This is a genomic window from Marinobacterium arenosum (assembly GCF_019795155.1).
Classification (GTDB): Bacteria; Pseudomonadota; Gammaproteobacteria; order Pseudomonadales; family Balneatricaceae; genus Marinobacterium_C; species Marinobacterium_C arenosum.
In genome coordinates, this window is record NZ_JAILYN010000023.1 from 49,682 (window position 1) to 75,718 (window position 26,037).

Annotated in this window: 24 protein-coding genes; 15 read left to right on the plus strand and 9 right to left on the minus strand. The window is 61.9% G+C overall.

The window, feature by feature from the left end; genetic code table 11:
- Nucleotides 1–79: 79 nt before the first annotated feature.
- The 3 genes from rapA to K6T12_RS12015 all read left to right on the plus strand — a co-directional run bounded on the left by rapA (nucleotide 80) and on the right by K6T12_RS12015 (nucleotide 4,335).
- Complete coding sequence (rapA, locus tag K6T12_RS12005) at nucleotides 80–2,944, plus strand: RNA polymerase-associated protein RapA (RefSeq protein ID WP_222222791.1); 2,865 nt, start codon at nucleotides 80–82, stop codon at nucleotides 2,942–2,944.
- A gap of 427 nt (nucleotides 2,945–3,371) precedes the next feature.
- Nucleotides 3,372–3,518: a hypothetical protein gene (locus tag K6T12_RS12010; RefSeq protein WP_222222793.1), complete on the plus strand. Its 147-nt coding sequence runs from the start codon at nucleotides 3,372–3,374 to the stop codon at nucleotides 3,516–3,518.
- Between the two features lie 322 nt (nucleotides 3,519–3,840).
- On the plus strand, nucleotides 3,841–4,335 hold the full coding sequence (locus K6T12_RS12015; protein ID WP_222222795.1) for a peroxiredoxin: 495 nt from the start codon (nucleotides 3,841–3,843) through the stop codon (nucleotides 4,333–4,335).
- Between the two features lie 15 nt (nucleotides 4,336–4,350).
- Here the strand turns inward: K6T12_RS12015 and K6T12_RS12020 are convergent, their stop codons facing one another.
- Both K6T12_RS12020 and alkA read right to left on the minus strand, forming a co-directional pair.
- Complete coding sequence (locus tag K6T12_RS12020; RefSeq protein ID WP_222222797.1) at nucleotides 4,351–4,863, minus strand: methylated-DNA--[protein]-cysteine S-methyltransferase; 513 nt, start codon at nucleotides 4,861–4,863, stop codon at nucleotides 4,351–4,353.
- Nucleotides 4,864–4,868: 5 nt separating this feature from the next.
- Complete coding sequence (alkA, locus tag K6T12_RS12025) at nucleotides 4,869–6,332, minus strand: DNA-3-methyladenine glycosylase 2 (RefSeq protein ID WP_222222799.1); 1,464 nt, start codon at nucleotides 6,330–6,332, stop codon at nucleotides 4,869–4,871.
- Between the two features lie 144 nt (nucleotides 6,333–6,476).
- Here alkA and K6T12_RS12030 point away from each other — a divergent pair, with 144 nt between their 5' ends.
- Complete coding sequence (locus tag K6T12_RS12030; RefSeq protein WP_222222801.1) at nucleotides 6,477–6,794, plus strand: hypothetical protein; 318 nt, start codon at nucleotides 6,477–6,479, stop codon at nucleotides 6,792–6,794.
- On the opposite strand, the gene K6T12_RS12035 is transcribed toward K6T12_RS12030, so the two are convergent.
- Nucleotides 6,782–7,756, minus strand: a complete 975-nt coding sequence (locus tag K6T12_RS12035; protein WP_222222803.1) for a sensor domain-containing diguanylate cyclase — start codon at nucleotides 7,754–7,756, stop codon at nucleotides 6,782–6,784. The genes K6T12_RS12030 and K6T12_RS12035 overlap by 13 nt on opposite strands.
- Nucleotides 7,757–7,911: 155 nt before the next feature.
- Between K6T12_RS12035 and K6T12_RS12040 the strand changes: the two genes are divergently transcribed.
- The 3 genes from K6T12_RS12040 (at nucleotide 7,912) to K6T12_RS12050 (ending at nucleotide 10,656) form a co-directional block, all read left to right on the plus strand.
- Nucleotides 7,912–9,237 (plus strand): DEAD/DEAH box helicase, encoded by a 1,326-nt coding sequence (locus tag K6T12_RS12040; RefSeq protein ID WP_222222805.1) that lies wholly within the window; start codon nucleotides 7,912–7,914, stop codon nucleotides 9,235–9,237.
- Nucleotides 9,238–9,357: 120 nt separating this feature from the next.
- Nucleotides 9,358–10,287, plus strand: coding sequence for an exopolyphosphatase (locus K6T12_RS12045; protein ID WP_222222807.1), 930 nt, complete (start codon nucleotides 9,358–9,360; stop codon nucleotides 10,285–10,287).
- 114 nt (nucleotides 10,288–10,401) lie between these two features.
- Nucleotides 10,402–10,656 carry a DUF2164 domain-containing protein gene (locus K6T12_RS12050; protein WP_222222809.1) on the plus strand — a complete coding sequence of 85 codons (255 nt, stop codon included), beginning with the start codon at nucleotides 10,402–10,404 and terminating at the stop codon, nucleotides 10,654–10,656.
- A 572-nt stretch (nucleotides 10,657–11,228) separates the two neighbouring features.
- Here the strand turns inward: K6T12_RS12050 and K6T12_RS12055 are convergent.
- A complete protein-coding gene (locus K6T12_RS12055) occupies nucleotides 11,229–12,254 on the minus strand; it encodes an AraC family transcriptional regulator (RefSeq protein WP_222222811.1) in 1,026 nt (341 codons plus the stop codon).
- A 111-nt stretch (nucleotides 12,255–12,365) separates the two neighbouring features.
- On the minus strand, nucleotides 12,366–13,247 hold the full coding sequence (locus tag K6T12_RS12060; RefSeq protein ID WP_222222813.1) for a LysR family transcriptional regulator: 882 nt from the start codon (nucleotides 13,245–13,247) through the stop codon (nucleotides 12,366–12,368).
- Nucleotides 13,248–13,338: 91 nt separating this feature from the next.
- On the opposite strand from K6T12_RS12060, the gene K6T12_RS12065 reads away from it, so the two are divergent.
- Both K6T12_RS12065 and K6T12_RS12070 read left to right on the plus strand, forming a co-directional pair.
- Nucleotides 13,339–13,764, plus strand: a complete 426-nt coding sequence (locus K6T12_RS12065; RefSeq protein ID WP_255611692.1) for a PACE efflux transporter — start codon at nucleotides 13,339–13,341, stop codon at nucleotides 13,762–13,764.
- A 42-nt stretch (nucleotides 13,765–13,806) separates the two neighbouring features.
- Nucleotides 13,807–14,382, plus strand: coding sequence for a glutathione S-transferase family protein (locus tag K6T12_RS12070; protein WP_222222817.1), 576 nt, complete (start codon nucleotides 13,807–13,809; stop codon nucleotides 14,380–14,382).
- Between the two features lie 63 nt (nucleotides 14,383–14,445).
- Here K6T12_RS12070 and K6T12_RS12075 read toward each other — a convergent pair whose 3' ends face one another.
- Nucleotides 14,446–15,066, minus strand: coding sequence for a DUF1826 domain-containing protein (locus K6T12_RS12075; RefSeq protein ID WP_222222819.1), 621 nt, complete (start codon nucleotides 15,064–15,066; stop codon nucleotides 14,446–14,448).
- A 172-nt stretch (nucleotides 15,067–15,238) separates the two neighbouring features.
- On the opposite strand from K6T12_RS12075, the gene hisI reads away from it, so the two are divergent.
- The 6 genes from hisI (at nucleotide 15,239) to mgtE (ending at nucleotide 22,537) form a co-directional block, all read left to right on the plus strand.
- Nucleotides 15,239–15,697 carry a phosphoribosyl-AMP cyclohydrolase gene (gene hisI / locus K6T12_RS12080; RefSeq protein ID WP_222222821.1) on the plus strand — a complete coding sequence of 153 codons (459 nt, stop codon included), beginning with the start codon at nucleotides 15,239–15,241 and terminating at the stop codon, nucleotides 15,695–15,697.
- A gap of 4 nt (nucleotides 15,698–15,701) precedes the next feature.
- Nucleotides 15,702–16,655: a GTP cyclohydrolase FolE2 gene (gene folE2, locus K6T12_RS12085; RefSeq protein ID WP_222222823.1), complete on the plus strand. Its 954-nt coding sequence runs from the start codon at nucleotides 15,702–15,704 to the stop codon at nucleotides 16,653–16,655.
- A gap of 147 nt (nucleotides 16,656–16,802) precedes the next feature.
- Nucleotides 16,803–17,261, plus strand: a complete 459-nt coding sequence (locus K6T12_RS12090; RefSeq protein ID WP_222222825.1) for a hypothetical protein — start codon at nucleotides 16,803–16,805, stop codon at nucleotides 17,259–17,261.
- A gap of 52 nt (nucleotides 17,262–17,313) precedes the next feature.
- Nucleotides 17,314–18,693 (plus strand): Na+/H+ antiporter NhaA, encoded by a 1,380-nt coding sequence (gene nhaA, locus K6T12_RS12095; protein WP_222222827.1) that lies wholly within the window; start codon nucleotides 17,314–17,316, stop codon nucleotides 18,691–18,693.
- Between the two features lie 728 nt (nucleotides 18,694–19,421).
- Nucleotides 19,422–21,023 (plus strand): BCCT family transporter, encoded by a 1,602-nt coding sequence (locus K6T12_RS12100; RefSeq protein WP_222222829.1) that lies wholly within the window; start codon nucleotides 19,422–19,424, stop codon nucleotides 21,021–21,023.
- Nucleotides 21,024–21,181: 158 nt separating this feature from the next.
- On the plus strand, nucleotides 21,182–22,537 hold the full coding sequence (mgtE, locus tag K6T12_RS12105) for a magnesium transporter (protein ID WP_222222831.1): 1,356 nt from the start codon (nucleotides 21,182–21,184) through the stop codon (nucleotides 22,535–22,537).
- A 232-nt stretch (nucleotides 22,538–22,769) separates the two neighbouring features.
- Here the strand turns inward: mgtE and K6T12_RS12110 are convergent, their stop codons facing one another.
- From K6T12_RS12110 to K6T12_RS12120, 3 genes are all read right to left on the minus strand, one after another.
- Nucleotides 22,770–24,539: a DEAD/DEAH box helicase gene (locus tag K6T12_RS12110; RefSeq protein ID WP_222222833.1), complete on the minus strand. Its 1,770-nt coding sequence runs from the start codon at nucleotides 24,537–24,539 to the stop codon at nucleotides 22,770–22,772.
- 85 nt (nucleotides 24,540–24,624) lie between these two features.
- The gene (locus tag K6T12_RS12115) at nucleotides 24,625–24,804 is read right to left on the minus strand and encodes a hypothetical protein (RefSeq protein WP_222222835.1); all 180 of its coding nucleotides are present in this window, start codon (nucleotides 24,802–24,804) and stop codon (nucleotides 24,625–24,627) included.
- Nucleotides 24,797–25,684, minus strand: a complete 888-nt coding sequence (locus K6T12_RS12120; RefSeq protein ID WP_222222837.1) for a DMT family transporter — start codon at nucleotides 25,682–25,684, stop codon at nucleotides 24,797–24,799. The genes K6T12_RS12115 and K6T12_RS12120 overlap by 8 nt, the downstream gene beginning before the upstream one ends.
- Nucleotides 25,685–26,037 lie beyond the last annotated feature (353 nt).

The following is a 26,037-nucleotide window of genomic DNA, read 5'->3' on the forward strand; positions in this document are numbered from 1 at the left end:
ATTTTATCGCAGAGTCCTGTATCATCCGCGCCTTTCGTTTTTTGGGTAGCACAACCGATCGATCTGAACGGAGCACACATTGGCAGCATCAGAGTTTCATCCCGGCCAGCGCTGGATCAGCAACACCGAAGCTGAACTGGGCCTGGGCATCGTCGTCGAGGTCAATAACCGCCGTGTCGCACTGGACTTCCCGGCGGCGGAGGAGGAGCGCACCTACGCGCTGGATAACGCCCCGCTAAGCCGGGTGATCTATCCGGTGGGTGAGCAGATCAGCACCAGTGACGGTGCCAGCCTGGAAGTGCTGGAGCGGATGGAGAACAACGGCTGCTATATCTACATGACCGAGAGCGAAGCCGGTGAGGCCCGCATCGTGCCGGAGCAGGAGCTGGCCGCCAGCGTCCAGTTCAGCCGGCCGCAGGACCGGTTGTTCGCCGGCCAGGTCGACAAGCACCGCGCCTTCAAATTGCGCATCGATACCCTGGAGCATCAGCACCGGCTTAACGGCTCATCCTCGTTCGGGCTGATCGGCGGCCGGGTGCAGCTGTTGCCGCACCAGTTCTATATCGCCGAGCAGGTTGGCAAGCGTCAGGCGCCGCGGGTGCTGCTGGCCGATGAGGTTGGTCTGGGTAAGACCATCGAGGCGGGCCTGGTATTGCACCAGCAGCTGTTCTCCGGCCGCGCCCGGCGGGTGCTGGTGGTGGTGCCGGACAGCCTGGTCTACCAGTGGCTGGTCGAGATGCTGCGCCGCTTCAACCTGCAGTTCTCGGTGATGGACGAACTGCGCTGCACCGCCTGGGAGATGGGTAACGATGGCAATCCGCTGGAGAGCGCCCAGCTGGTGCTCTGCAGCCTGTCGTTCCTGACCGGTAACGAGCAGCGGCTGCAACAGGCGCTGGCCGCCGACTGGGATCTGATGGTGGTCGACGAGGCCCATCATCTGGGCTGGAGCGAGGAAGCGCCAAGCCACGCCTACCTGACCATCGAACAGCTGGCGCGCCATATTCCGGGCGTACTGCTGCTGACCGCAACGCCGGAGCAACTCGGCGTCGACAGTCACTTCGCCCGGCTGCGACTGCTCGATCCGGACCGCTACTACGATCTGGCGCAGTTCCGCACCGAGGAGCAGGGCTATCAGGCGGTCAGTGCACTGGTCGAACAGCTGCTGGCCGATGATGCCGCCGAGCAGCTGATCGCCGCCGGCTCCGAACTGAAGGCTGACCTGGCCGACTATCTGGGCAGTGAAGCAATCGAGCAGCAACAGGCACAGCTGGCGCTGGAGCCGGAGCACGCCATTCAGTCGCTGATCGATCAGCTGATCGATCGGCACGGTACCGGCCGGGTACTGTTCCGCAATACCCGTGATGCGGTCGAAGGGTTCCCGCAGCGGCAACTGTTGCGCCATCCGCTGGTGGCGCCGGAAGGCTTCGCTACCCTGGCCGAAGAGGCGGCGCTGACCGATCAGCTGCAGCCGGAGAAGCTGCTGGGCGATGACTGGCTCGGCAAGGACCCGCGCGTGCAGTGGCTGGTCGACTGGCTCAAGCCGCGCCGCACCGAGAAGGCGCTGTTGATCTGCCACAACGCCAAGACCGCCAACGCGCTGGAAGAGTATCTGCGGCTGCGCGCCGGGGTGCGCTCGGCGGTGTTCCACGAGGGGATGACGCTGATCAACCGTGACCGCGCCGCCGCCTACTTCGCCGATAAGGAGGAGTTCGCCCAGGTGCTGGTCTGCTCCGAGATCGGCAGCGAAGGGCGTAACTTCCAGTTCGCCCAGCACCTGATCATGTTCGACCTGCCGCTGAATCCGGACCTGCTGGAGCAGCGCATCGGCCGGCTGGACCGTATCGGCCAACGTCACGATGTGAAGATCCATGTGCCCTATTACCAGGGCTGCGCCCAGGAAGTGCTGCTGGACTGGTACCAGGATGGCATCAACGCATTCGAGCAGACCTGCCCGGCCGGCCAGCTGCTCTATCGTCAGTTTGCCGAGCAACTGCACGATGCGCTTCAGGGTAAGCTGGACCATGCGGCGCTGGAGCGGCTGATCGACGACAGCCGGCACGAGGCGGAAGCGATGCGCCAGGCGCTGGCGGCTGGCCGTAACCGGTTGCTGGAGCAGAGCTCCTGCCGTCGCGAGCGGGCCGACGAGTTGTTGGCCGAGGTCGAGGAGGTCGGCAACCCGCTGGCGTTGAGCGACTACATGGAGCGGGTGTTCGACCACTTCGGTATCGAGTCGATGCCGCACGACCGCAACTCGGTGGTGATCCGGCCCAGCGACCATATGCTGGTACCGCACTTCCCGGGTCTGCCGGAGGACGGTGTCACCGCGACCTACCAGCGTGGCGAGGCGCTGCAACGCGAGGACATGCAGTTCCTCAGCTGGGAGCACCCGATGGTCAGCGGGGCGATGGAGATGGTCCTCGGCAGCGAGTTCGGCAACGCCACCGTCTGCTCGATCAAGCTGCCACTGCCGCCGGGCACCCTGTTGCTGGAGGGGATCTTCCGGATGCACTGCGCGGCGCCGAAGGCCGCCCAGCTGGCGCGTTTCATGCCGCAATCCAGCATCCGGTTGGTGGTCGACAGCGCCGGCAACGACCTGTCGGCGATCATCACCCCGGCCCACCTCAACAAGCTGGCTGAACGGGTACCCAGGCGCACCGCCCAGGGGATGGTACGCCATGCCCGCGAGCAGATCGACCAGATGGTCGGCCGGCTTGAGCACATGGCCGCCCCCCAGCAGCAGCGTATCATCGACGAGGCGCATATCGGCTGCCGTCAGCTGTTGGATGGCGAGATCGCCCGCCTGCAGGCGCTGGCCGGGGTCAATCCCAGTATCAGCACCGCCGAGGTGGAGGAACTGCAGGCGCAGCGCGAACAGCTGTTCCAGTACCTCAACAACGGCAAGCTGGTACTGGATGCGATCCGATTGGTGATCGTGACCGACTGACGGTAGCTGCCGTTTTCGCAATTCGAGCCAAGCTGGCCTGTTGCCCGACCGGTGTCTGTCTGCTGACAGTGCCGGCCGGGCGATCACTCCGCTAATCACCCCGATTTATAGCAGGGCAACCGCTCAGGCCACATCGTTTGGAATCCACGGCCACCGTTATCTGGGTGCTCGTTTTCTGAGCATAAACATGCGCTATTTGTGTGGCTTTCTGGGTTTTTAGTGTGAATTTTTTATTACAGGTCGATGCTCGGCTATTCTGTGCAATAGCTCTCTAAGCCCGGTGGCTGCTGGCATCGAGGTAATTGCGCTGCTTTTTTAGCGATTGTTTTTAAATAAAAAAACCGCCCTATATACCTGAAATCTGAGAAAATTCTGCTACATTCCTATGACGTTAGTTAAGCAACGCAACCAGGAAAGGGACTGTAGAATGGCTAAAAAAGCTGAATCCAAAGCTAAATCCAAAGCTAAAGTAAGTCGTAAGGATCTGAAAAAATCCATCAAGATCCGCGAGAACAAGATCGCTAAGCACAGCTCCAAGCTGAAGAAGCTGAAAAAGATGCTGAAGTCCATCTAGGGGCTGCGCACGTTCAGTTTGTGCCGGCGGGTTGCAGTCGTGGCCTGCCGCTAAATAGCTTTCAATGCCTGAATCACTTTTTTAGGCAGAGTGTCACGCAAAAGCCTGAATCCGGCTGTTCCCTCCGGACACTATTTCCTTTTAGCCTTTCCGGTTCATTTCCTGTTGCTCGTCGCTTATATTATTTATTTCCGTGTATATTTGTGTTTGTTCCTAAAAGCGGTGCGGCCTGGGGTGGGCGGCATTGTTATATTTCCACTGTGGCTGGCTACACTTCTCAACGAGCCCTTTGTCCCGCAAACAGTTATCTGGAGGAAACCCCATGATTCAGATTGGTGATCGGATCCCTGCCGTCAACGTGACCGTGGTACGCCCGGATAGCCATGAAAGTGAGCCGGCCGATCAGCTGTTCGCCGGTAAGCGGGTGGTATTGTTCGCGGTTCCCGGTGCTTTTACCCCGACCTGTTCCCAGGCGCATCTGCCGGGCTATGTGAAACTGGCCGATGAGATTTTTGCCAAGGGGGTCGATATGATCGCCTGCCTGTCGGTCAACGATCCGTTCGTAATGCGCGCCTGGGAATTGGACCAGGGCGCCCAGAAGCTGACCATGCTGGCCGATGGTGGCGGTGCACTGACCAAGGCGATGGGGCTGGATATGGATACCGGCGAATTCGGCGGTGTCCGTTCGCGTCGCTACGCGATGGTGCTGGAGGATAGCGAGGTGACCCTGCTGAATATCGAACCACCGAAAGTGTTCGATTCCAGCAAGGCGGAAACCATCCTCGAGACGCTGAAGCATCCGGCGACCGGTCTCTGAGCGACTGTTATTCCGCTAATTCGCTAGCAATAGTTGGCCTTGGAGATCTGGCTTCCTCTCCAGGGCCAGCAGTTGGCGCTTCATCTGCAGGCCGGCGGCAAATCCGGTCAGGCTGCCGTCGGCACCCAGCACCCGGTGGCAGGGAATCAGCCACAGCAGCGGATTGCGGCCGACCGCCGCTGCCACTGCCCGTACGCTACTCGGCCGGCCGATCCGATTGGCCAGCATGCCGTAGCTGCAGTGGTCGCCGTAGGGTATCGCCAACAGCGCCTGCCAGACCTGCTGCTGAAAGGCGGTGCCGGCCGGCGCCAGTGGCAGGCTGAATGCCTGTCGCTGGCCATCATGGTATTGCTGCAGCTGTTCGCGCAGTTGTTGAAACAATGGTTGCCGGTCATCCCGCTGCCAGTCCTTGCCGAGGGCCGGCGCATGTTTCTGCCCCTCGATCCAGACCCGGCTGAGCCGTCCGCCGGTCAGGCAGGCCCGGGTCGGGCCGAACGGCGAATCGAATTCACTGTAAAAGGTCGTCATCAGTTTCACTCCGGTGCGCACCACAGGTGCATCACGGCATAGGCGCGCCAGGGCCGCCAGGCTTCGGCCCGGGCCAGCAGCTGCTTCGGTTGTCGGCTACCCAGTGCTTTCATTACGCCCAAGTCGGTATGGGGAAAGGCATCCGGCCAAGCCAGCGCGCGCATCGCAATATATTGGGCGGTCCAGGGGCCGATGCCGGGCAGGGCCTGCAGTTGCGTCAGGGTCTGTTCGATATCGGCGTCAGCGTTCAGTCGTAACTGTTGCGAGTCGACCGACCGGGCCAGCTGGATGATCGCCTGCGCCCGTTGGCGAACGATGCCCAGCTCGGCGATCTGTTCCGGCGCTGCGGCCGCCAGAATCGCGGCGGTGGGGAAGCTGCGGTCGAGTTCGCTGAATGGCGTTTCCAGCCGGTTGCCGAACCGTTCGACCAGCCGACCCGCCAGGGTGTGGGCCGCCTTGACGCTGACCTGCTGGCCGAGGATTGCCCGCACCGCCATCTCGAAACCGTCGAAACAGCCGGGTACCCGCAGGCCGGGCCGGTCGGCGGCCAGCTCACCGAGACGCTCGTTGATCAATGCCGGGTCGGCATTCAGGTCGAACAGCTGGCGTACCCGCTGCAGCAATGGCGCCACCAGCGGTGTCAGGGTTCGGCTGATCTCAACCCTCAGCCGTGCCTGTTCAGGGGTGGGCGTGACCTGCAGCCAGCCGTTCAGTGTTCGCTCCTGATGGTGCCAACTGATCGTCCGTCGGTAACCCTGCCACTCATGTTGGCCGACCGCTTCGACACCGGGGATGATCCGTTGGCTCAGGAACGCCAGCAGTTGCGGCCAATCATAGGGTGGCCGGTAACTGAGCAGCAGCTGCAGGTTCTGCTCGCGTGCCGGACCGTTGGCCAACTGCTTGCGTAGCGCGGTAGGTGTCAGCCGGTATTGTTGCTGGAACAGGCTGTTGAGGCGGCGAACGCTGCCGAAGCCGCTAAGCAGGGCGATCTCGGTGACCGGCAGGTCGGTATCGCTGAGTAGCTGTTTGGCCAGCAGCAGCCGGCAGCTTTGCAGGTACTGCAGCGGTGATACCCCGAAGCGGGCCTGGAAGATCCGCCGCAGGTGACGGTCGCTGATCCCCAGGCGGGCGGCCAGCCGTGCCATCTGCCGCCCCGGCTGTGGGTCGGCCTGCATCATCCGTGCCGCGCTGTCGGCCAGCTGTTGTGTCAGGTCGACCGTTGCCAGCCCCGGCGCCAGTTCCGGCCGGCAGCGCAGGCAGGGTCGGAAGCCGGCCTGTTCCGCCTGGGCGGCGTACTGGAAGAAGCGGCAGTTGGCCTGTTTCGGCGGCCGTACCGGACAGATCGGCCGGCAGTAGATGCCGGTGCTGGTAACGCCGACGAAAAAGCGGCCGTCGAAGCGGCGATCGCGGCTGGTCAGCGCCCGGTAGCAGGCGTCCTGGTCGGCTGGTACGAGATGGCTGCTGTTCATAGCCGCACTATAACCCGTAACGGGTGGGTTGACCCGCCAGATTCGGACTTCGGGTTCTGGCCGAAACTTGATATCGGACAGCGCCGGCGGTCCGGTGTCGGATTACACTCGGCTGTTGCCGTTAACTGCGGGGGAGTGAACCCGATGTCAACCAAGCCGGATACCCGGGATGCGATGCAGGCGCTGATCGACGAGGTGCGCCTGCAAGTGCCGTTCGACCTGCCGATGGAGGTGCTCTGTTCCGGTATCTGTAATGGCTGCTCGAAGAAATTGATCGATTACCTGGATATCGAGTTGTGCGACTGGCAGCAGCGGTTGGACAGCGGCGACCGGCCGCTGTTGGGCGATGTGCAGAAGCTGGCGGCTACCAGTCGCAAGATCTATCGGGTGTTGCAGCGTAATGGCCTGGTGGAGCCGGAGCCGGTTGAATCGCAGCGTATCGAGCTGGCTCAGCTGGCCTGATCGTGGCGCTGCTTATGGCGATACATCGCCTGGTCGGCCTGCGACAACCAATGCTCCAGCGGCTGATCCAGGTCGCTTAGCTGTACCGTGCCGATACTCAGGCCTGGTTGCTGGCTTGGATTTTCTGGCGTGTTCTGGGCCAGCTGCTCCAGAATGCGACGGCCGATCGATTCCAGCATCGGCTGGTCGCCGGCCGAGGCCAGTACCACGAACTCGTCGCCGCCAATACGGGCGGCGATATCGCTGTCACGGGTTTGCAGTTGAATGGCTTGAGCGGCTGCTTTCAGGGCCTGGTCACCGCAGGCATGACCGTGGTTATCGTTCAGTACCTTGAGTCCATCCATATCGAGATAGATCAGGCCAAGCGAGTCGTCGTTACGCCGGGCCAGGCTGATTCGTTGCTGTGCGACGGTACTGAAACCGCGCCGGTTCATCAGTCCGGTTAACTCATCGGTCATCGCCAGCTCGCGGAGCTGTTCGAACTGGCGGATCAACTGCAGGTCGGCCTGGACGAGGTCGCGCAGCTGGCGCATCAGCTCGATAAAGCCGGCTTGATAATCGGTTGCCTTGAAATCCATCAGGCAGAGGGTGCCGAATGGGCTGCCGTCGGGCCAGTTGATCGGCATGCCGAGGTAGGATCGAAAACCATCCTCGGTCACCTCGGGATTATCATCCCAGCAATGGTCTTGCTGGGCGTCCGGTACATAAAGCTCCCGGTGGCTTTCGACGACCTTGCGGCAAAAGATATTGCTGTCCGCGGGGATCACTTGTGCGTCGGCGGGATACGGGTTGTCCGGATGGTCGCTGGCAACCGCCACCTGATAGCCGGCGGAGGTGTACTGCACGATAAAACCGGCCGGTGCCTGGAAGAGGCTGGCCATCAGGTCCACCGTCTGCTGCCATTTCCGCAGCGGCACCATGCTTTGTGGTTGCTCCAGCAACCAGTTTTCCGGATTCAGCACTGGGACTACCCGCTTTTTCTCGCTTAGAGGACAGGATACTGAGCGATTGCTCAGTAAACAACTGCAGTGTTGGCGATCCGGTGAGCCTGACGGCAGTAAAGCAGGTAGAATAGGCGGCTGAAATCACCCGAGTTAGCGATTAGCGGAGTAGCACCTTGCAGTTTGACGATCTGGCCCTTGACCACCGGCTGCTGAAAAGCCTGGCCCACCTGAACCTGACCGAACCGACCGAGATCCAGCAGCAGGCTATTCCGGCGGCGCTCAAAGGGCAGGATCTGATCGCCTCATCCCGCACCGGTTCGGGCAAGACGCTGGCATTCCTGCTGCCGGCGTTGCACCGGTTGATGCGACAGAAGGCGCTCAGCAAGCGCGATCCGCGGGTGTTGGTGCTGGCGCCAACCCGCGAACTGGCCAACCAGGTATACGCGCAATTGCGCTCGCTGGTCGCCGGCACGCAATTTACCAGCGCCCGCATCGTCGGTGGCGAAAACTTCAACGACCAGGCCAAGGCACTGCGGCGCGATCCGCACCTGATCGTCGCTACGCCGGGCCGGTTGGCCAACCATCTGGATGAACGCAGCCTGCACCTGGCGGGGCTGGAGCTGCTGATTCTGGACGAGGCGGACCGGATGTTGGATCTCGGCTTCGCCGACCAGCTGCGCCAGATCAATGCCGCCGCCAACCATCGCCACCGCCAGACGCTGATGTTCTCGGCGACGCTGGAGGACGCCGAGGTCAACGAGTTGGCCTCGGAGCTATTGAGCGCGCCGCAGCGGATAGCGGTCGGCAGTGCTCACGAGCAGCACGAGGACATCCGCCAGCGGTTCTATCTGGTCGATCACCTGGACCACAAGCAGGCATTGTTGCTGGCGCTGCTGAACAGTGAACAGCCGAAGCAGGCGATCATCTTCACCGCCACCCGAGGTGATACCGACCGGTTGGCGGCCCTGTTGCGAGAGCAGGGGCTGGACACGGTGGCACTGAGCGGTGAGGTGAACCAGGCCCAGCGCAACCAGATAATGGATCAGTTCAGTCGCGGCCACCAGCAGGTGCTGATCACCACTGATCTGGCGTCGCGCGGATTGGACCTGCTCAATGTCAGCCATGTGTTCAACTTCGATATGCCCAAACATGCCGAGGAGTATGTACACCGGATCGGTCGTACCGGCCGGGCCGGTTTCAAGGGCGATGCGATCTCGCTGGTCGGGCCCAAGGATTGGGCCGCCTTCAAGCGGGTCGAGGCGTTTTTGCAGCTGCGGATCAGCTTCTCGGTGGTCGATGGCCTGGAAGCGAAGTTCAAGGGGCTGAAACCGAAGCCGAAGGCCCGGCCGCAAAGCCGGACCGAGGCCAAGGCTGAACGACCACTGCCGAAAGAAGCTGCGGCCAAGTCCAGCCAGGCCGTGCAGCGTCGCCGCCGCAAGCCGGCCGATGCCGCCGAGCAGGGATTCGCGCCGATGAAGCGCAAAAAGCAGGACAGCTGATCTGGCTCAGTTTCAAGGCGGGGCGAACGGTCGGCTGGCTTGCGCCATCGTGCCCAGGGCGGTGTATGATGTGGGATCAACTCTGTAGCGACCCATTTAGCGACAAAGGACTGAAATCCGATGGCTGAAGCAAAATACCGCCTGGTTACCCGTAGCGATTTCGACGGCTTGGTCTGCGCCGTACTGTTAAAGCACCTGGATCTGGTGGACGAGATCAAGTTCGTCCATCCGAAGGATATGCAGGACGGCAAGGTCGAGGTCAGCGGCAAGGATATCTCCACCAACCTGCCCTACGTCCCCGGCGTGCATCTGGCGTTCGATCACCACCTGTCGGAAACCCTGCGCAACGAGCAGCGGGACAACCATATCATCGATCCCGAAGCGCCGTCGGCGGCGCGGGTGGTATTCGACTATTATGGCGGCTACGACGTTTTCCCGCGCAGCTGGCAGGAGATGATGGCAGCGGTCGATAAGGGCGATTCCGCCCAGTTCAGCCGCGAGGAGGTGCTCAATCCGCAGGGCTGGGAACTGCTTAACTTCCTGATGGACGCCCGCACCGGTCTGGGCCGGTTCCGCGAGTTCCGCATCTCCAACTACAACCTGATGATGGACCTGATCGACTACTGCAAGAACCACAGTATCGATGAGATTTTGCAGCTGCCGGATGTACAGGAACGGGTCGAGCTGTACATGGAGCAGCAGGACAAGTTCGTCGAGCAGATCAAGCGCTGCGCCAGCGTGCATGGCAACCTGGTGGTGCTGGATCTGCGTAACGAGGAAACCATCTGGGCCGGCAACCGCTTCATGATCTACGCGCTGTTCCCGCAAACCAATATCTCGATCCACGTGCTCTGGGGGCTGAAGCAGCAGAACACCGTGTTCGCCACCGGTAAGTCGATCTTCGACCGCGGCTCCAACACCAATGTCGGCGAGCTGATGCTGAAGTACGGCGGCGGCGGCCATCAGGCGGCCGGTACCTGCCAGGTGGACAATGACCGCGCCGAAGCGGTGCTGCAGGAGCTGATCAGCCAGATCAACGCCGACGGCTAATTCAAGCGCTGGCCAGTGATATTCGGAAAAACCGCCTGCGGGCGGTTTTTGTTCTTTTCAGTATTTCAAGGGGCCTCGCACACCGAGCAGGTAGTGAATGTACAGGGAGATTGGATGATCAAGTTCGACCGTGATGAAAAGGCGCTGCTGGTGGAGCAGCTGCAGGACTATTTCCAGCGCGAGTTGGACCAGGAGATCGGCGGTTTCCAGGCCGAGTTCCTGCTCGATTTCTTCAATGAGCAGATGGGCCATCACTTCTACAACCGCGCGCTGTCGGATGTGCAGGCATTGCTGAACCACCGCTTCGAACTGCTCAGCGAAGAGGTCTACCAGCTGGAACAGGCACCGCCGCGTAAAAAAGGCCGTTAATACCGTGACGCAGAGCAGCGTCTGGCCGTCATCTCGGCCGCCGGGCGGTGAGCAACTGTTTACTGAATCCTGTCCAGTCAAAATCTGCCAGATGAAAAAATACCCGTACCTTACGGCACGGGTATTTTTATGGGGTGCCCTTTCGGGCTGGGCTGGTGCCGGCCTTGCTGAGCTTAGTCGGCGTTGGCGGCCGGCTTTACGTTTCGACCATACAGCTGGCGCAGCAAGGTCTCATGTAAATCGGATATCTGTTGAAACAGCAGGTCGGAATCGCTATGTCCGGAAAACTGTTCCAGCAGTTGCTGACACTGGTGGTTGAAGTGGTCAATCAACTTGTTTTGATTCGCATTTTGGAAGCCTGACATGGTGCAATCTCCGTTGCTGGGGGGCGGCAGGGCACTTGGCTTTGCCTCCCGGTTCCACTCGATAGCTTACGAGCACGACATGCTTTTGACGAACCGTCATGGCTCGACTATCTCGCAATTAAACGAAGATTTCCAGCCCCGTCGGTTAAAAACTCGGAATGGCATGTTGGCATTGCACAGATTTACCGGACCTGAAGCTGCTGACTGTCAGCTTTTCCCGTGGGATGCCGCCTGGCTGCGGTAGACCCGTGGCGAGACGCCGGTCCAGTGCTTGAAGGCGCGGGTAAAGGCGGCCGGTTCGGTAAAACCCAATTGGCGGGCGATCTCGGCGATGGTCTGGTCGCGCTGGCTGAGCGCGTGGATCGCCGCATCGCGACGGACGCTGTCCTTCAATTGCTGGAAGCTGGTGCCCTCGTCGGTCAGTTTGCGGCACAGCGTGCGGGTGGTGACATGCAACTCGGCGGCGACCGCCTCCATCCGTAGCGCCTGCGGGTCGCTGCCGTTCTGCAACATGTCCATCACCCGGCGGGTGAATACCGGGTAGTAGGCCTGCTGGCGGAACCAGTCCAACGGTGTCCGTTTCAGGTAGCTGCGCAGCGTCTGCGGGGTCTGGATCACCGGTGCGTTGAGAATCTGGCTGTCGAACTCCAGGCAGTTGGTTGGCTGGTCGAAATGGGCCGGACAGGGGAACATCAGCCGGTATTCACCGACGTGAGCCGGCTTCGGGTAGCTCAACTCGACCCGGCTGAGCGGGATCGGCTGGCCGATCAACCAGCTGGGGAAGCGGTGCCAGATCAGCAGCAGGAATTCGCACAGGGCGTGGTCTGGGTCCCGGCTCGGATCGGTCAGGGTGAGTGTCAGCCGGGCCTTGCCGGCCTGCTCCTCGAAGTGGAGCTCGACCGCGTCCGCCACCAGGTTGTAGAAGTGGCTGCTGCGGCGAAACACTGCCCGCAGGTTGGCGGCGTGGATCACCTGCTTGGTCATCAGGGTGTAGATGCCGAAACGGGACGGGCGGCTGCCCATGCAGAGGAACTCGTCGTCGCTCAGGTGCCACAGCCCCACCATCAGGCGGCTGAACTGATCCGGGGTGATGCGTACCTGCGGACTCTGCAGCAGGTCTTCGTTAAGTTGTGCCTGACGGATCACTTCGCTGCAGTCGAGGCCCCGGCGGCGGGCGGCATCAACCAGCGCCCGGGCGAAGTGGCCCGAAATCGAGTAGCGTTCAATCCCCACGGTTGCCCTCCTGGCAGCGTTGCGAGTGAAATTTTGCCGGCATTGGCACAGGCTGCGGCCACATTGTAGGCGGGCTGTCTGGAAATGTTAATAATTCACCGCCCGGAGTTATCAACGGGCCGGCTGGCTGAGATGATCGAGCAGCCAGCGGGTGGCGGGGCCGATCGGTTTCTGTTTGTGCCAAACCAGGATTACGCCAACCTCCAGGGTGTTGCGGCCGAAACTGAGCTGCAGTTCGTTGAGCCGGCCATCGGCCAGCCCTTCGGCGGCGATATGGCGCGGCAGCAGTGCCCAGCCCAGCTTGTGGCAGGCCATGCTGAGCATCACCCAGTGGCTCTCCACCCACCAGACGTCCGCTGCGATCCGGAAGCGGTCGCGCTCGGTGCTGGCGGAGCGCGGGGTGGCCAGCAGCTGGCGGTGAGCCTTCAGGTCTTCCCAGTCGATCGGGCCGGCCTGCACCAGCGGATGGTCCGGTGCGGCCACCGCCACCAGGCTGACCGGTTCGGCCATGCGAAACGCCAGGGTTTCCGGCTGGGTTTGCTGTTGCCACACCAGGCCGATATCGACCCGGCCCTGCAGAACCATCCGGCTGACGTCCTCCATCATCGGCAGCAGCAGTTCCAGCTGGACGGTTGGGAACTGCTGCTCAAAGCGGCTCAGTACCCGGGAGATCTGCTGCTCGTCGCTGAGGTCGTCGATCGCCAGGGTGATCTTCTCTTCCAGCCCCTCCGACAGCTGTCGGGCCAGGCCCAGCATATGGCTGCAACGCTCCAGGATCAACTCGGCTTCGGCCAGCAGGCGCTGGCCGGCCGGCGTCAGCTGTGGATAGCGGCCGGAACGGTCGAACAGCTCGATGTTCAGCGCGATCTCCAGGTTGCTGACGGCGCAGCTAACCACCGACTGCGCTTTACCCAGCTGGCGGGCGGCGGCCGAGAAGGAGCCGCTCTGGGCGGCGGCACGGAACGCTTGCAGTTGCTCCAGTGAAAAATCCATCTATCTGTTTGACCGATACTATCCAATTATATGGATCTGTTTTAGCTGTATATCATCGCTGCATCAAGCTATTTCATTTCGGGAGTTGATGATGCGCACCACGGCTGACAGGATCCGCCATACCATCGGCTTTGAACTGCTGGGATTGGCCCTGCTGACGCCACTGGCCAGTTGGCTGTTCCATCAGGATATGGTCGATATCGGGCCGCTGGCACTGTTCTTCACCTTTCTGGGGGCTGGCTGGAATTACCTCTTTAACCTGCTGTTCGACCGGCTGATGCTGCGCTGGAGAGGCACCCTGCACAAAAGGCCGGTTGATCGGCTGGTACATGCGCTGAGCTTTGAGCTCGGTCTGCTCTGGCTGACCCTGCCGCTGATCGCCTGGTGGCTGGAGGTTTCGCTCTGGCAGGCGTTGTTGATGGACCTGTCGATGGTGGTGTTCTACCTGGTTTTCGCGTATCTCTATAACTGGCTGTACGATGCCCTGTTTCCACTGCCGGAAGCGGGCGTTACCTGAGCATCGCCCGGCCTGAACGGGCACGCATAAAAGGAGTTCCGCATGAAACTGATCGGTTCCGCCATGTCGCCCTATGTCCGTCGCTTAAGGCTGTGGCTGGAGGGGGAGGACTACGCGTTCGTTAGCCTGGATATCTACAGCGAGGTGGGGCGCAAAGCGCTGAAGGGCTATACCCCGACGATGAAGATTCCGGCGCTGGTCGACGATGGTCAGACGCTGTTCGATTCCCGGGTGATCTACCGTTATCTGAACGCCAAGTTGCAACGCGAGTCGCTTAGTTGGGACGATGAGAACCGGCTGACATTGATCGATGCGGTCAACGATTCACTGGTCTCGCTGCTGTTGCTCAAGCGCTCCGGGCTGGATAGCAATCAGCAGCTGATGTTCCTGGACCTGCAGAAGGAACGTATCGCCAATACCCTGGCAACCTTGGAACAGCACGTAGCCGAAGGGCAATTCGACGGCTGGCGCTATCCGGAAGTCTGTCTGTTCTGCCTGCTGGACTGGGCGGATTTCCGCGAGCTGCTCAACCTTGACGACTATCCTCAACTGCGGGCCTTCCATCAGCGCCAGCTGTCGCGACCGGTTATCCAAGCGACCGATCCCCGCCAGGCATAAACCTCGCGTTTCCGGGCTGCGGGCATATCCGGCCTGCAGCTTTCCTCCCACTTCAATCAGCTGCTAGTTGGCAAAATCCAGCGACAGGAACAGCCGACACTGACCGGCGAGCACCGCCGGCGAACGGTGGACGATACCGCGGCCGTCATTGCCATACCAGCCATCGCCTTTCAGCAGTGCGACATCGCCAGCGGCCAGTTGCTGCCATTGCTCGGGTTGCTGTGGCGGTATTCTCGGCGAGTCGCCGGTCGGCTCGGTCAGCCATTGGCTGGCCGGACCGCAGTAGGTGGTTACCAGCCGGCAGGGCACCCTATCGACATGAAACTTCGGACACATTGCCTGGCGCAGCAGGGCGAGCCGCAAACCGACCCTGGGTAGCTCGAACAGGCAGCTGAACATATCGACCAGCTGGTGGATATCGTCGATCAGCGGCTGGCGGTCCGGGTGCTGAGGCAGCCGTGCGCTCAGTTCGGCGGCGACATCCCCCAAGCCCAGCAGGGTGCGCAGGTTCAGCTGGCTGTTGATGTCGGCCAGATGGCGCACATAGCAGTGGATCCGCTCGGACGACGAACGCTGCCAAACCGCCAGGTTGCAATCCGGCCGGTAGATCCGGGTCAGTACTTCCACGTTGTCCGCCTGCTGGACCTGTGGAATTAGCTGGGCCATGGCTGCGGGTTGCGGCATTGATCTCTCTCCTCATGCAGGGTGGGGTGGCAGCCGCTTGCCTGGCGGCGGATAGCGGCAGTTCTGTTTTTATGAAATGTTATATTATATCATTTTGTTTTCCGCATTAACTTCTTAACGACAGCGGTGGCCGGTACTTACCGGTGCCGGCCGCTGGGGCGACGGACAGATCATGGCAACTGAGTTTTTTCGGGCAGCAGAGACCTGCCCGGCAGGTAGCGAGTTCGTGCTGCAGTCGTTTCTTGACCAGCTGAACTTCAACGACGCCGGGCTGATTCCGGTGATCGCCCAACAATATGACAGCGGACAGGTGTTGATGATGGCCTGGATGAACGCCGAGGCGATCGACCGGACCCTGGCAAGCGGCCGCATGACCTACTGGTCGCGTTCGCGTCGCTGCTTCTGGCGCAAGGGGGAGAGCAGCGGGCATAGCCAGCTGCTGCTGGAGATGCGGGTCGACTGCGACGGCGACAGCTTGCTCTGCCTTGTGGACCAGATCGGGCCGGCCTGCCATACCGGGCGCAGCAACTGCTTCTATTTCAGCGTACGCCCCGATGAACAGCTGGTCCGGGTCAATGAGGATCTGCCGGCCGGATCGGGACGTACCGGAGAGATCGAATCAATTGGATAATTAAATGAACAGTTTGACCATTCATGAACAGCGGTTGCCCGATGTGGCGACCAGTGATGCGGCGCATATCCGCACCACGCTGGATTGGGTCGGGATGTCGGAGATTGCGCTGCCGTTCCGACTGCTGGACGCGGACCGGGGCGAGATCGCCTGTCAGGGTCGGGCGCAGGCCTACGTCAATATCTGCCGGCCGGACGTCAAGGGGATCCACATGTCGCGGCTCTACCTGCTGCTGGAAGCGTTCGCCGAGCAGCAGCTGCTGACGCCCCGCTCGTTGAGCGACTTCCTGGCCGACAAGTTGGCCACCCACCGGGAGATCAGCGACAGCGCCTGCTTGGCGCTACGGTTCGATCTCTACCTGCGCCGGCCGGCGCTGAAGAGCGATCATCAGGGCTGGAAGGCCTATCCGGTTGAGTTGCTGGCCCGGCTGCAGCAGGGCCGGACGCAGCTCGAGCTGAAACTGAGCATCCCGTACTCCAGCACCTGCCCCTGTTCCGCCTCGCTGTCGCGCCAACTGCTGGATCAGGCGATGCAGCGGGAGTTCGGTGACGGCGATAGCATCGACAAGGCGCAGCTGAGCCGCTGGTTGCTGAGCGAGCAGGGCTCGTTCGCCACCCCGCACAGCCAGCGTTCTTACGCCCACCTGCGGATACGGCTGGCGCCGCAGCAAGCCTTTCCGTTGCAGGCGTTGATCGAGCGGGTGGAGGCCTGCTTGCAGACGCCGGTCCAGACGGCCGTCAAACGCGAGGACGAACAGGAGTTCGCCCGCCTGAACGGCCACAACCTGATGTTCTGCGAGGATGCCGCCCGGCGGATCAAGCGCACGCTCGATAGCATGGTCCCGGTCGAGGATTTCTGGCTGAAGGTGGAACATCAGGAGAGCCTGCACGCCCATAATGCGGTGGCGATCGCTACCAAGGGTGTAGCGGCTGGTTTCAAGGTCGAGTTGGGCGGTTAATCGACAGGGCAAGCGGGATTTTCTTCAGCGTTTAGCTGTCCCTGCTATGGTTTAAAGGGCAAACCAGCGACCCGGTTCGCGCTGTGGTTCGGGCTGTGAACTGTCGCAGTGTACTCAAACCGGGCCGGGCAAGACAAAGAGGTTGTTATGAAGTTTGTAACGGAGGGAGACAAGGTTAACTGTGTCAGGATTTCCACCGACCCCCATACCGGCAAGCCGGTGGAAGCGGTGGTGGTGTCGTTCGATGCCAACGTGGACCGGGTGGCGCCTCATGTGGCTGCCGAGCTGGGGCCGCAGGAGATCGCACAGCTGGAGCAGTGGCTGCAGGAGCGGGCACGGCTGCAGGCGGCGCTGGCCGACAAGCCGGTCGAGGTGGCGGTACTTGAAGCCTTGCCGGGGGTGTTGATTGAAGCCCGCCAGGCGCTGGCCACAGTCGATCGGCTGGATGGCGCCGTGTACAGCCAGATCAGGGAGACCGTGCGGCAACTCAACGAGGCGCTGGATCATTTCAAGCAACTAACGGAAGGCGATCAGACTGTGACTCGCCAGATGCAGAGCAGCGAAGTATTGAAACAGCGGCTTGAGTCGATCAAGAAGAAAATTTGACTCGAAACTCTTCGGACTGCTCCGCTGCTAACAGCCCAGGTGACGGTGATGCATGACAGGCCAGGATAAGGAACCCATGCGGGACGGCCGGGTCGGTGATTCGCTGGAGAGGCGATTCGAGAAGGCGGTCAGCCCGTTGCAGTTGTTCATCGCCGACCAGACGGTGGGCAGCCTCATTTTGGGGGGCTGTGTTCTGCTGGCGCTGCTGCTGGCAAACTCGCCGGCGGCGCATCTCTACCACACGGTACTCGAGACGCCGGTTGGCGGCTTTATCGGTGGCTGGACCTTGCAGAAAACGGTTCATCACTGGATCAACGACGCGTTGATGGCGATCTTCTTTTTCGCTATCGGGCTGGAGATCAAGCGCGAGATCCTGGCCGGTGAACTGCAGGATCCACGCCGTTCGCTGCCGGTGATCGCCAGTGCTTTCGGCGGTATGCTGCTGCCGGCGGCGATCTTCCTGCTGTTCAATGCGGGCAGTGACACGATCAGGGGCTGGGGTATACCGATGGCGACCGATACCGCCTTTGCGGTTGGCGTACTCTACCTGGTGCGCGGACGTATACCGCCGGCCCTGTCGACCTTCCTGATCGCCTTGGCGATCATCGACGATATAGGCGCGATCCTGGTCATCGCGCTGTTTTACAGCGATGACCTGTCGTTGCCCTACCTGGGTTATACGCTGTTCTTTTTCACCATTCTGATTCTATTCAATCTGCTGGGCGTACGAAGTCCACTCTGCTACTGGCTGGTCGGTGGTATGGTCTGGCTGACGCTACAGCACTCTGGCCTGCATGCCACGCTGGCCGGAATATTGGTGGCGATGACGGTACCGGCCCGGCCCAAGCGTGGTCCGGCCTGGTTCGTCAGCCAGGTGCGACGGTTGGCGACCGAATTTGAATACCGGCAGGCTAGAAAGGGGGGCTCAAGCAGTATTCTGTCCGATAAGGCGCAGCATGAGCTGGCCGAGCGGGTTCAGGACTCGGCCATGAAGGCCACCACCCCGTTGAGGCGCTGGGAGCTGATGCTGGAGCGGCCTACCGCACTGTTCGTGCTGCCGACCTTTGCGCTGGCCAATGCCGGTATAGCGATTGAACCGGCGGAGATCCTGGCGGCGCTGCACCAACCGCTTGCGCTGGGGATTACGCTGGGGCTGGTGGTGGGGAAATTTGTCGGCATCACCGGCTTCTGCTGGCTGGTGCTGCGGTTCCGCCTGGGCCGCTTGCCTACCGGTATGCGACTCGGCCATATCGCCGGGGTGGGGTTACTCGGCGGGGTCGGCTTCAGCATGTCGATCTTTATCGCCAATCTCGGTTTCGCCACCGAGCCCGATCAGCTGGTGGTGGCCAAAGCCGCCATTCTGGTCGGTTCGCTGATTGCCGGTCTGCTGGGTTACAGCTGGCTGCGGCTGCTGACACGCGCTGACAGCTAGTCCGCCAGTCGTTACAGGTGTCACCTGTACGGCTGTTGATTTTCGCTTATTGAGGCCGTCCACAGCGGACTGCTGATTCTGCTTCGGATTGCCGATCTCTTTCCTGTAACGGGCTGTCATCTGATATTAATTTGAGTTCTAAATATTAGAGATGTAATAATATGGCGCAAAGTTTTGATGAGTTGGCCGTGAAAAGGAGGTTATTTCCGGCAGGTCCATGGAGAAAAGACCTATAAAACGCAGGATGATTATTGTGCGGGTTTGCCGGGATCCATTTTCGGAAGCTACGAGTTCGAAAGGCTATCGGCTGAAAAAGGTGGCCCGCGATGTAGCTCCCTCAGGTCCGGATAGCGAGGGGGCTTCTGGTCCGCAGCGCGGTTGCGTTGGGCCACCGCCGACTAAAAATCATTGACCTTTCCGGCCATGTCCAGCCGCCGCCGGTTGATCCCGAACCGGGCCTTGACCGGGTCTTCAACCGCCGCAGCTACAACGACTGCGAGCTGTGCCAACAGCTGAACGGGCTTGGTTAGCGGTTTTTTTTTTGTGTGTGACACCGAGCTGACCCTAAAGGCTTATCACACAAGATGGCCTGTTGAGCACAGCGACAGCAACTGGCTGGTGACAACCGAAGTAACCAAAGAAACGAATACAGAGTTTCTCGATCCCTCTCTCGAAAGGGGATCACCGAACGACGCATGACGAATATCGTTGATTGAAAGAGGAAATGCATGACTCAAGCAACAGACTCAGTGACAGAGGCTGATCAGATCGACACCGCCTATGACACCGATTACCAGGCGGGCCAGGACAATGTGCAGATGCTCGGGATGGAGGTGCACAACCCGGTATTTTTTATCAGTGCCTTTTTGACCGTGGCGTTCGTGGTCGGCACGCTGATGTTCCCGGCGGATGCCAAGAGCCTGCTGGAGGCCAGCAAAGGCTGGGCGATCAACAACTTCGACTGGCTGTTCATGGCCGGCGGCAACCTGTTCGTGCTGTTCTGCCTGGCCCTGATCGTGCTGCCGGTCGGCCGGATCCGGCTGGGCGGTGAAGACGCCAAGCCCGATTTCTCGCTGAACTCCTGGTTCGCCATGCTGTTTGCCGCCGGCATGGGGATCGGCCTGATGTTCTGGAGTGTCGCCGAACCGGTGGCTTACTACACCGACTGGTGGGGTACGCCGCTGAATGCCGAGGCGCGCACCGAGATGGGCGCTGCCGCAGCGATGGGCGGCACCATGTTCCACTGGGGGCTGCACCCCTGGGCGATCTACGGCGTGGTTGGCCTGTCGCTGGCGTTCTTCGCCTATAACAAGGGGATGCCGCTGACTATCCGCTCCACCTTCTACCCGCTGCTGGGCGAGCGCTGCTGGGGGCCGATCGGCCACTTCATCGATGTGCTGGCGGTGCTGGCGACCATCTTCGGCCTGGCCACCTCGCTCGGCCTGGGCGCCAAGCAGGCCGCCAGCGGCCTGGCATTCCTGTTCGGCGTCGAAGACACCATCAGTACCCAGATCGGCATCATCGTCGGCGTGACCTTCGTCGCCATCATCTCGGTGGTGCGCGGCCTGGACGGCGGCGTCAAGCTGCTCAGCAATATCAACATGGCGCTGGCACTGTTGCTGCTGCTGTTCGTGATCCTGGTCGGCCCGACCCTGGCGATCGCCGCCGGTTTCGGCACCACCCTGACCAGTTACGTCGAAAACATCGTGCCGCTGAGCAACTGGATCGGTCGCGAGGACGAGAAGTTCTTCCATGGCTGGACGGTGTTCTACTGGGCCTGGTGGGTCTCCTGGTCGCCGTTCGTCGGCATGTTCATCGCCCGTATCTCCCGTGGCCGTACGGTGCGCGAGTTCGTCATTGCGGTGCTGCTGGTGCCGACACTGGTGACCATGGTCTGGATGGCCGCCTTCGGCGGTAGCGCGCTGGAGCAGGTGCAGAACGGTATTGGCGAGCTGAGCGGTGGAATCGGCGAAGTGTCGCTGGCGATGTTCCAGATGTTGGAAAACCTGCCGCTGCACGAGATCACCTCCTTTATCGGCATCGTGCTGGTGCTGGTGTTCTTCGTCACCTCGTCCGACTCCGGCTCGTTGGTGATCGATAGCATCACCGCCGGCGGCAAGCTGGATGCACCGGTACCTCAGCGGGTGTTCTGGGCCTCATTGGAGGGGCTGATCGCCGGCGTACTACTGTTCGGCGGCGGCGCCGAAGCGCTTAGCGCACTGCAGGCCGGCGCCATCACCACCGGCCTGCCGTTTACCCTGGTACTGATTCTGATGTGCCTGTCGCTCTACCTGGGCCTGCGGCACGAGCGCCAGGTTACCGGCCAGTAAACTCTTCCTGCTACGCTGTTTCCAGGCGTAGCATTTCGCCGCGCCGGCCGTTTCAGCGGCCGACGCGGTCTTTTCATCTGTCTAACGGTCGACGTGTTCTGCAACGGATACCCTGTGATCCGTCTACTACACCGCGCGGCCTGAACCAGGATCTACCGATGCCCACGAAGATGGTTGAACTGATCGGGCTGATCACCGATCAGCTGGAACGGGATGCTGAGGCGGACCTGCAGACGCTGATCGCGCCGCTCTCCGCCGCCGAGCTTGCCCGGATTATCGAGGCGTTGCCGGGCGAGGCGCGGATACCACTTTGGCGACAGATCACGGTGTCGTTGACAGGGGAGGTGCTGCTGGCGTTGCACGGTGATATCCGTCGTGCGTTGATCGGCGAGACCGACGAAGCGGAACTGATCGTCAGCCTGTCGGCGATGCAGATGGATGAGCTGGCCGACCTGAACGAGGACCTGCCGATCTCGGTGGTCAACGCGATGGTGCAGGCGATGGATAGCCAACGTCGCCAGCGCTACCGGCAGGTCAGCCAGTACCCGGACGACAGTGCCGGCGGCTTGATGGACGTGGATGCCACCGCGGTGCGGGCCGATGTCACGCTGAAGGCGGTGTTGCGCTTCCTGCGCCGAATTCGCCGCCGTGAGGGTGAACTACCGGAGCACCTCGACAGCCTGATGGTGGTGGACCGTAACAACCGCTATCTGGGCACGCTGCCATTGAGCCAGCTGGTCTCCCATGATGCCGACACCAGCGTCGCCGAGGTGATGGTGGAGGGGGTGCAGGCGATTACGCCGCTGACCCCGGCTGCAGAGGTGGCGCGCCGGTTCGAGGATGAGGATCTGCTATCGGCGCCGGTGGTCGACGAGCGCGGTTACCTGCTCGGACGGATCACCGTGGACGATGTGATCGACGTGCTGCGCGACGAGGCCAACCGTGAAATCCTCGGTCGGGCCGGCCTGGAGCAGCACCCCGACCTGTTCGCGCCGCTGATCAGCAGTTCCTACCGACGGGCGCTGTGGCTGGGTATCAACCTGGTCACCGCCTTTATCGCCGCCTGGGTGATCGGCCTGTTCGAGGCGTCGATCGAGAAGGTGGTGGCGCTGGCGGTGCTGATGCCGGTGGTGGCCAGTATGGGCGGCGTCGCCGGCAGCCAGACGCTGACGCTGGTTACCCGCGGTCTAGCGCTGGACCAGGTCGGCCGCAACAACATCTGGCGGTTGGTGCGCCACGAACTGGCGATTGCAAGTCTCAACGGCCTGCTCTGGGCACTGGTGGTGGCGTTGATTGCGATCTTTTGGTTCGGCGACGGATCGCTGGCGGCGGTGTTCGGCATCGCGCTGCTGATCGTCACCCTGACCGGCGCGCTGGTCGGCAGCCTGCTGCCGGCGCTGCTGAAACAGCTGGGTATCGACCCGGCACTGGCCGGCGGAGTGGTGCTGACCACCGCCACCGATGCGGTGGGCTTTTTCGTCTTTTTGGGTCTGGCCACGCTCTGGTTGCTTTAATTTGTCGTTGAAAAAGTACGAGCCCTGTAGGGCGTCACCCGGGGCGCCACCGCCGCAGGCGATTGAAAACGCCTGCCGGCGTTTGGCCGGTCAGGCCTACCCGGCCGGGTCCGGCCCTACATTGGCGTGGTGAAGAACCAGCAGGAGCTCCAGCCACAAGGGCTCTAAAAGGCTGGTGTGGCCGAAAACGAGAGATGGTATCTACGGCGAGCGGTCCTTGTAGCAGCGGCCATTAACTTAGCTCATTGGCTTTGCGGTAGCGGCCCTGGTAATCGAAGATCCTTTCCTGAATCCGCCAGTGGCGATGGTTCTTGCCCTCCTTGCCGGCCTTGCCCGGTTTGCGCGCCACCACGAAATCGGGCGCGGTGAAGCCGTGCTCGGCGGCCAGTACCTCGTCGACCGAGTTGAAGGTGCGCGGCTGACCGCCGCCGGCGAAGCGGCGGCCGAACTCACGGTTGAACACCTGCCGCTGGCCGTTGTGGCGCAGGTCGAAGCTCTCGTGCAGCTCCTCGCCCTGTTCGTCGTGGTAGGTGATTCGCAGCCGCTCGTTGTACCGGCTGAAGCTGAGCCCGGCGCAGCGGATCACCAGCGCGTCCTTCAACTGCAGCGCGGCCTTTAGCTGGTCGTCCGGATCGACCAGCGGCTGGTCGCACTGGCCGCAGCGGCGGGCGGCGATATCGTTCTCACCGCCGCAGTGCGGGCACTCCTTGAAGCGAAAGCGGTAGTCGCAGCGCAGTTTGCCGCCGTCCGGCTGTTCACTGAACCCCTGGCAGCGCCGGCCGTAGTGTTCGATCACCGTGCCCTGGCCGTCGGTCTTGCCCCAGAAGATATTGGGGAACTCGCACTGCGGGCAGAACACCTGCACCGGCTCTGAGTCGGGGTTGGGCTTGGGGGCGCCCACCTCCGGCTGGTAGAGATCGAAGCCGTTGCCGGCGTAGTCGATCACCAGGCAGTCCTGCTTGCCGTCGGACAGCCGCAGGCCGCGGCCGATGATCTGCTGGTAGAGGCTGACCGACTGGGTCGGCCGCAGGATCGCGATCAGGTCGACATGGGGCGCGTCGAAGCCGGTGGTCAGCACTGCCACGTTGACCAGGTATTTCAGCCGGCGTTCCTTGAACTGCTGGATCAGCCGGTCCCGCTCGGCGTTGTCGGTTTCGCCGGTGATCAGCGCGCACTGGTCGGCCGGCAGGTAGCAGGCAATCTCCCGGGCGTGCTCGACGGTGGCGGCGAACAGCATCACCCCCTGGCGCTCGGCGGCCAGCTGTTCGACCTGCTCGCAGATCGCCCGGGTGACCCGTTTATGCTTGATCAGCAGCTGGTTGACCGCCGGCGCCGGGTATTCGCCATTGGCGTTGGCCTGCAGCGTGGAGAAATCGTACTGGGCCACCGCCGCGTCGACCAGTGTCGGCGGGGTCAGGTAGTTGCGCTTGATCATGTAGCGCAGCGGCAGCTCGTAGATGCACTGCTCGAACGGCCGCGGTTCGTCGCTGTGGCTGTAGCCGCGGTAGTGGTAGCGGTAGATCCAGCCGCTGCCGAGCCGGTAGGGGGTGGCGGTCAGCCCCAGCACTTTCAGCCCCGGGTTCTGCTGCTTCAGCCGGTTGATGATCTGCTGGTACTGGCTGTCTTCCTGGTCGCTAACCCGGTGGCACTCGTCGATGATCAGCAGCGAGTATTCGCCCTGGAACTGGTCCAGGTTCGGTGCCACCGACTGCACGCTGGCGAAGGTGACCTGATGACGGTTGTTCTTCTGCTTCAGGCCGGCGGCGAAGATGCCGGCCTGCAGGCCATAGGCCTGGTACTTGGCGTGGTTCTGCTCGACCAGCTCCTTGACGTGGGCCAGTACCAGGATACGCCGTCGCGCCAGCCGGGCCAGCTCGGCGATCACCAGACTCTTGCCGGCGCCGGTCGGCAGTACGATCACCGCGGCTTGGTCGGTTTTGCGGAAATGGCGCAGCGTGGCGTCGACCGCCTCGCGCTGGTAGTCGCGCAGCTGGAACGCCATCAGTCCGCCACCCCGTTGCTGTTGCGGACCTGATTCAGGGTGGCGTCGACCGCCTCGCGCTGGTAGTCGCGCAGCTGGAACGCCATCAGTTCACCACCCCGTTGCTGTTGCGGACCTGATTCAGGGTGGCGTCGACCGCCTCGCGCTGGTAGTCGCGCAGCTGGAACGCCATCAGTTCACCACCCCGTTGCTGTTGCGGATTTGGTTCAGGGTGGCGTCGGCGGTCGCCCGCTGATAGTCGCGCAGCTGGAATGCCATTAATCAACCGCCTCGGCCAACAGTCGCGCCTGTTTGCGCTGTTCGCTGACCACGTTGAGGCCATTGCCGGCGACCATCACCAGCGCGCCGAGCAGCACCCAGCCGTCGATCGGTTCGCCGTACAGCAGAAAGCCGATCAGCGCGATCAGCGGCAGCCGCAGGAAATCGAGCGGAATCACCAGCGTGGCATCGGCCAGCTGCATCGCCCGGGCGATGCAGTAGTGGGCGCTCATTGCGGTGACACCGACCAGCAGGATCCACGGCAGCTGGTGCCAGGCCAGCGGTTGCCAGTCGAACAGGCTGGGGATCAGCCCCATCGGCAGTTGCAGCAGGCACATGTAGAACAGGATGGTCAGCGGCGGCTCGCTTGCGGTCAGCTTCTTGGTCAGTACGTAGGCGCCGGCAAAGCCGATTGCGCCGACCAGTACCGCCAGCGCCGCCGGCGAGACCACCTCGATGCCGGGGCGCAGCACGATCAGGATGCCGGCGAAGCCGATCATTACCGTCAGCAGACGCACCGGAGTCAGCCGCTCGCCCAGCAGCAGCGGCGCCAGGAAGGCGGTCCAGATCGGCACCGTGAACTCGATGGCGAACACCTCAGCCAACGGGATCAGCGCGATGCCGTAAAACCAGCCCCACTGGCCGATATAGTGGGACAGGTTGCGCACCAGTTGCAGGCCGGGCCGGCCGGTTTTCAGCAGCGACCAGTCACGCCGGCCGATCAGTGCGCTGATCAGCAGCAGGCCGACCAGCGATCGCAGCAGCAGGATCTGCCAGGTGGTCAGCTCGGCGGACAGTTCGCGGCCGCTCAACGCCATGGCGATAAACGATAGCAGGGCGCCGCTCATCCAGAGGATTGCGCCGCCGACGGCGGAGGGTTGGGGCATCGGTCCGGGTCCATCGAAGCAACAGGAACGGCAGAGTGTAGCGGGTGAGGGGAGGGAAAAGAACCGGAGGGAAATAATTGCCCAAGGGTGATCCTCAAAGAGTCGTGGGCGTGTATCACAGTTGGGGTTGCGCCTGCTGGCGCGTTAAGGGCTACTGCCCTTAACAATGTGTGCCCGGCATGGCACGTAGCTCTTCGGAGCTGTTCCGGTCACTGTGGCGGTGATCGGACGACTTGGTGGTGAAAGTCCACTATCGGCCCGGCAAGGGGAACGATTAGCTGAACGGCAAGGGTGTCCGCCGCGAGGTGGAATCCGAAGGCAGCCGAAAGCAAAGCACTGGCCTGACGAACAGA

What these genes read in the sequence shown, in the direction of transcription:
- K6T12_RS12045 (WP_222222807.1), top strand. Translation starts at nt 9,358, where the DNA reads ATGGCTGAAGCAAAATACCGCCTGGTTACCCGTAGCGATTTCGACGGC.
- K6T12_RS12030 (WP_222222801.1), top strand. Translation starts at nt 6,477, where the DNA reads ATGTCAACCAAGCCGGATACCCGGGATGCGATGCAGGCGCTGATCGAC.
- K6T12_RS12020 (WP_222222797.1), bottom strand. Translation starts at nt 4,863, where the DNA reads ATGACGACCTTTTACAGTGAATTCGATTCGCCGTTCGGCCCGACCCGG.
- K6T12_RS12050 (WP_222222809.1), top strand. Translation starts at nt 10,402, where the DNA reads ATGATCAAGTTCGACCGTGATGAAAAGGCGCTGCTGGTGGAGCAGCTG.
- K6T12_RS12100 (WP_222222829.1), top strand. Translation starts at nt 19,422, where the DNA reads ATGACTCAAGCAACAGACTCAGTGACAGAGGCTGATCAGATCGACACC.
- folE2 (WP_222222823.1), top strand. Translation starts at nt 15,702, where the DNA reads ATGAACAGTTTGACCATTCATGAACAGCGGTTGCCCGATGTGGCGACC.
- K6T12_RS12070 (WP_222222817.1), top strand. Translation starts at nt 13,807, where the DNA reads ATGAAACTGATCGGTTCCGCCATGTCGCCCTATGTCCGTCGCTTAAGG.
- K6T12_RS12065 (WP_255611692.1), top strand. Translation starts at nt 13,339, where the DNA reads ATGCGCACCACGGCTGACAGGATCCGCCATACCATCGGCTTTGAACTG.
- hisI (WP_222222821.1), top strand. Translation starts at nt 15,239, where the DNA reads ATGGCAACTGAGTTTTTTCGGGCAGCAGAGACCTGCCCGGCAGGTAGC.
- K6T12_RS12060 (WP_222222813.1), bottom strand. Translation starts at nt 13,247, where the DNA reads ATGGATTTTTCACTGGAGCAACTGCAAGCGTTCCGTGCCGCCGCCCAG.
- K6T12_RS12090 (WP_222222825.1), top strand. Translation starts at nt 16,803, where the DNA reads ATGAAGTTTGTAACGGAGGGAGACAAGGTTAACTGTGTCAGGATTTCC.
- K6T12_RS12110 (WP_222222833.1), bottom strand. Translation starts at nt 24,539, where the DNA reads ATGGCGTTCCAGCTGCGCGACTACCAGCGCGAGGCGGTCGACGCCACG.
- K6T12_RS12075 (WP_222222819.1), bottom strand. Translation starts at nt 15,066, where the DNA reads ATGCCGCAACCCGCAGCCATGGCCCAGCTAATTCCACAGGTCCAGCAG.
- nhaA (WP_222222827.1), top strand. Translation starts at nt 17,314, where the DNA reads ATGACAGGCCAGGATAAGGAACCCATGCGGGACGGCCGGGTCGGTGAT.
- K6T12_RS12010 (WP_222222793.1), top strand. Translation starts at nt 3,372, where the DNA reads ATGGCTAAAAAAGCTGAATCCAAAGCTAAATCCAAAGCTAAAGTAAGT.
- K6T12_RS12015 (WP_222222795.1), top strand. Translation starts at nt 3,841, where the DNA reads ATGATTCAGATTGGTGATCGGATCCCTGCCGTCAACGTGACCGTGGTA.
- alkA (WP_222222799.1), bottom strand. Translation starts at nt 6,332, where the DNA reads ATGAACAGCAGCCATCTCGTACCAGCCGACCAGGACGCCTGCTACCGG.
- K6T12_RS12120 (WP_222222837.1), bottom strand. Translation starts at nt 25,684, where the DNA reads ATGCCCCAACCCTCCGCCGTCGGCGGCGCAATCCTCTGGATGAGCGGC.
- mgtE (WP_222222831.1), top strand. Translation starts at nt 21,182, where the DNA reads ATGCCCACGAAGATGGTTGAACTGATCGGGCTGATCACCGATCAGCTG.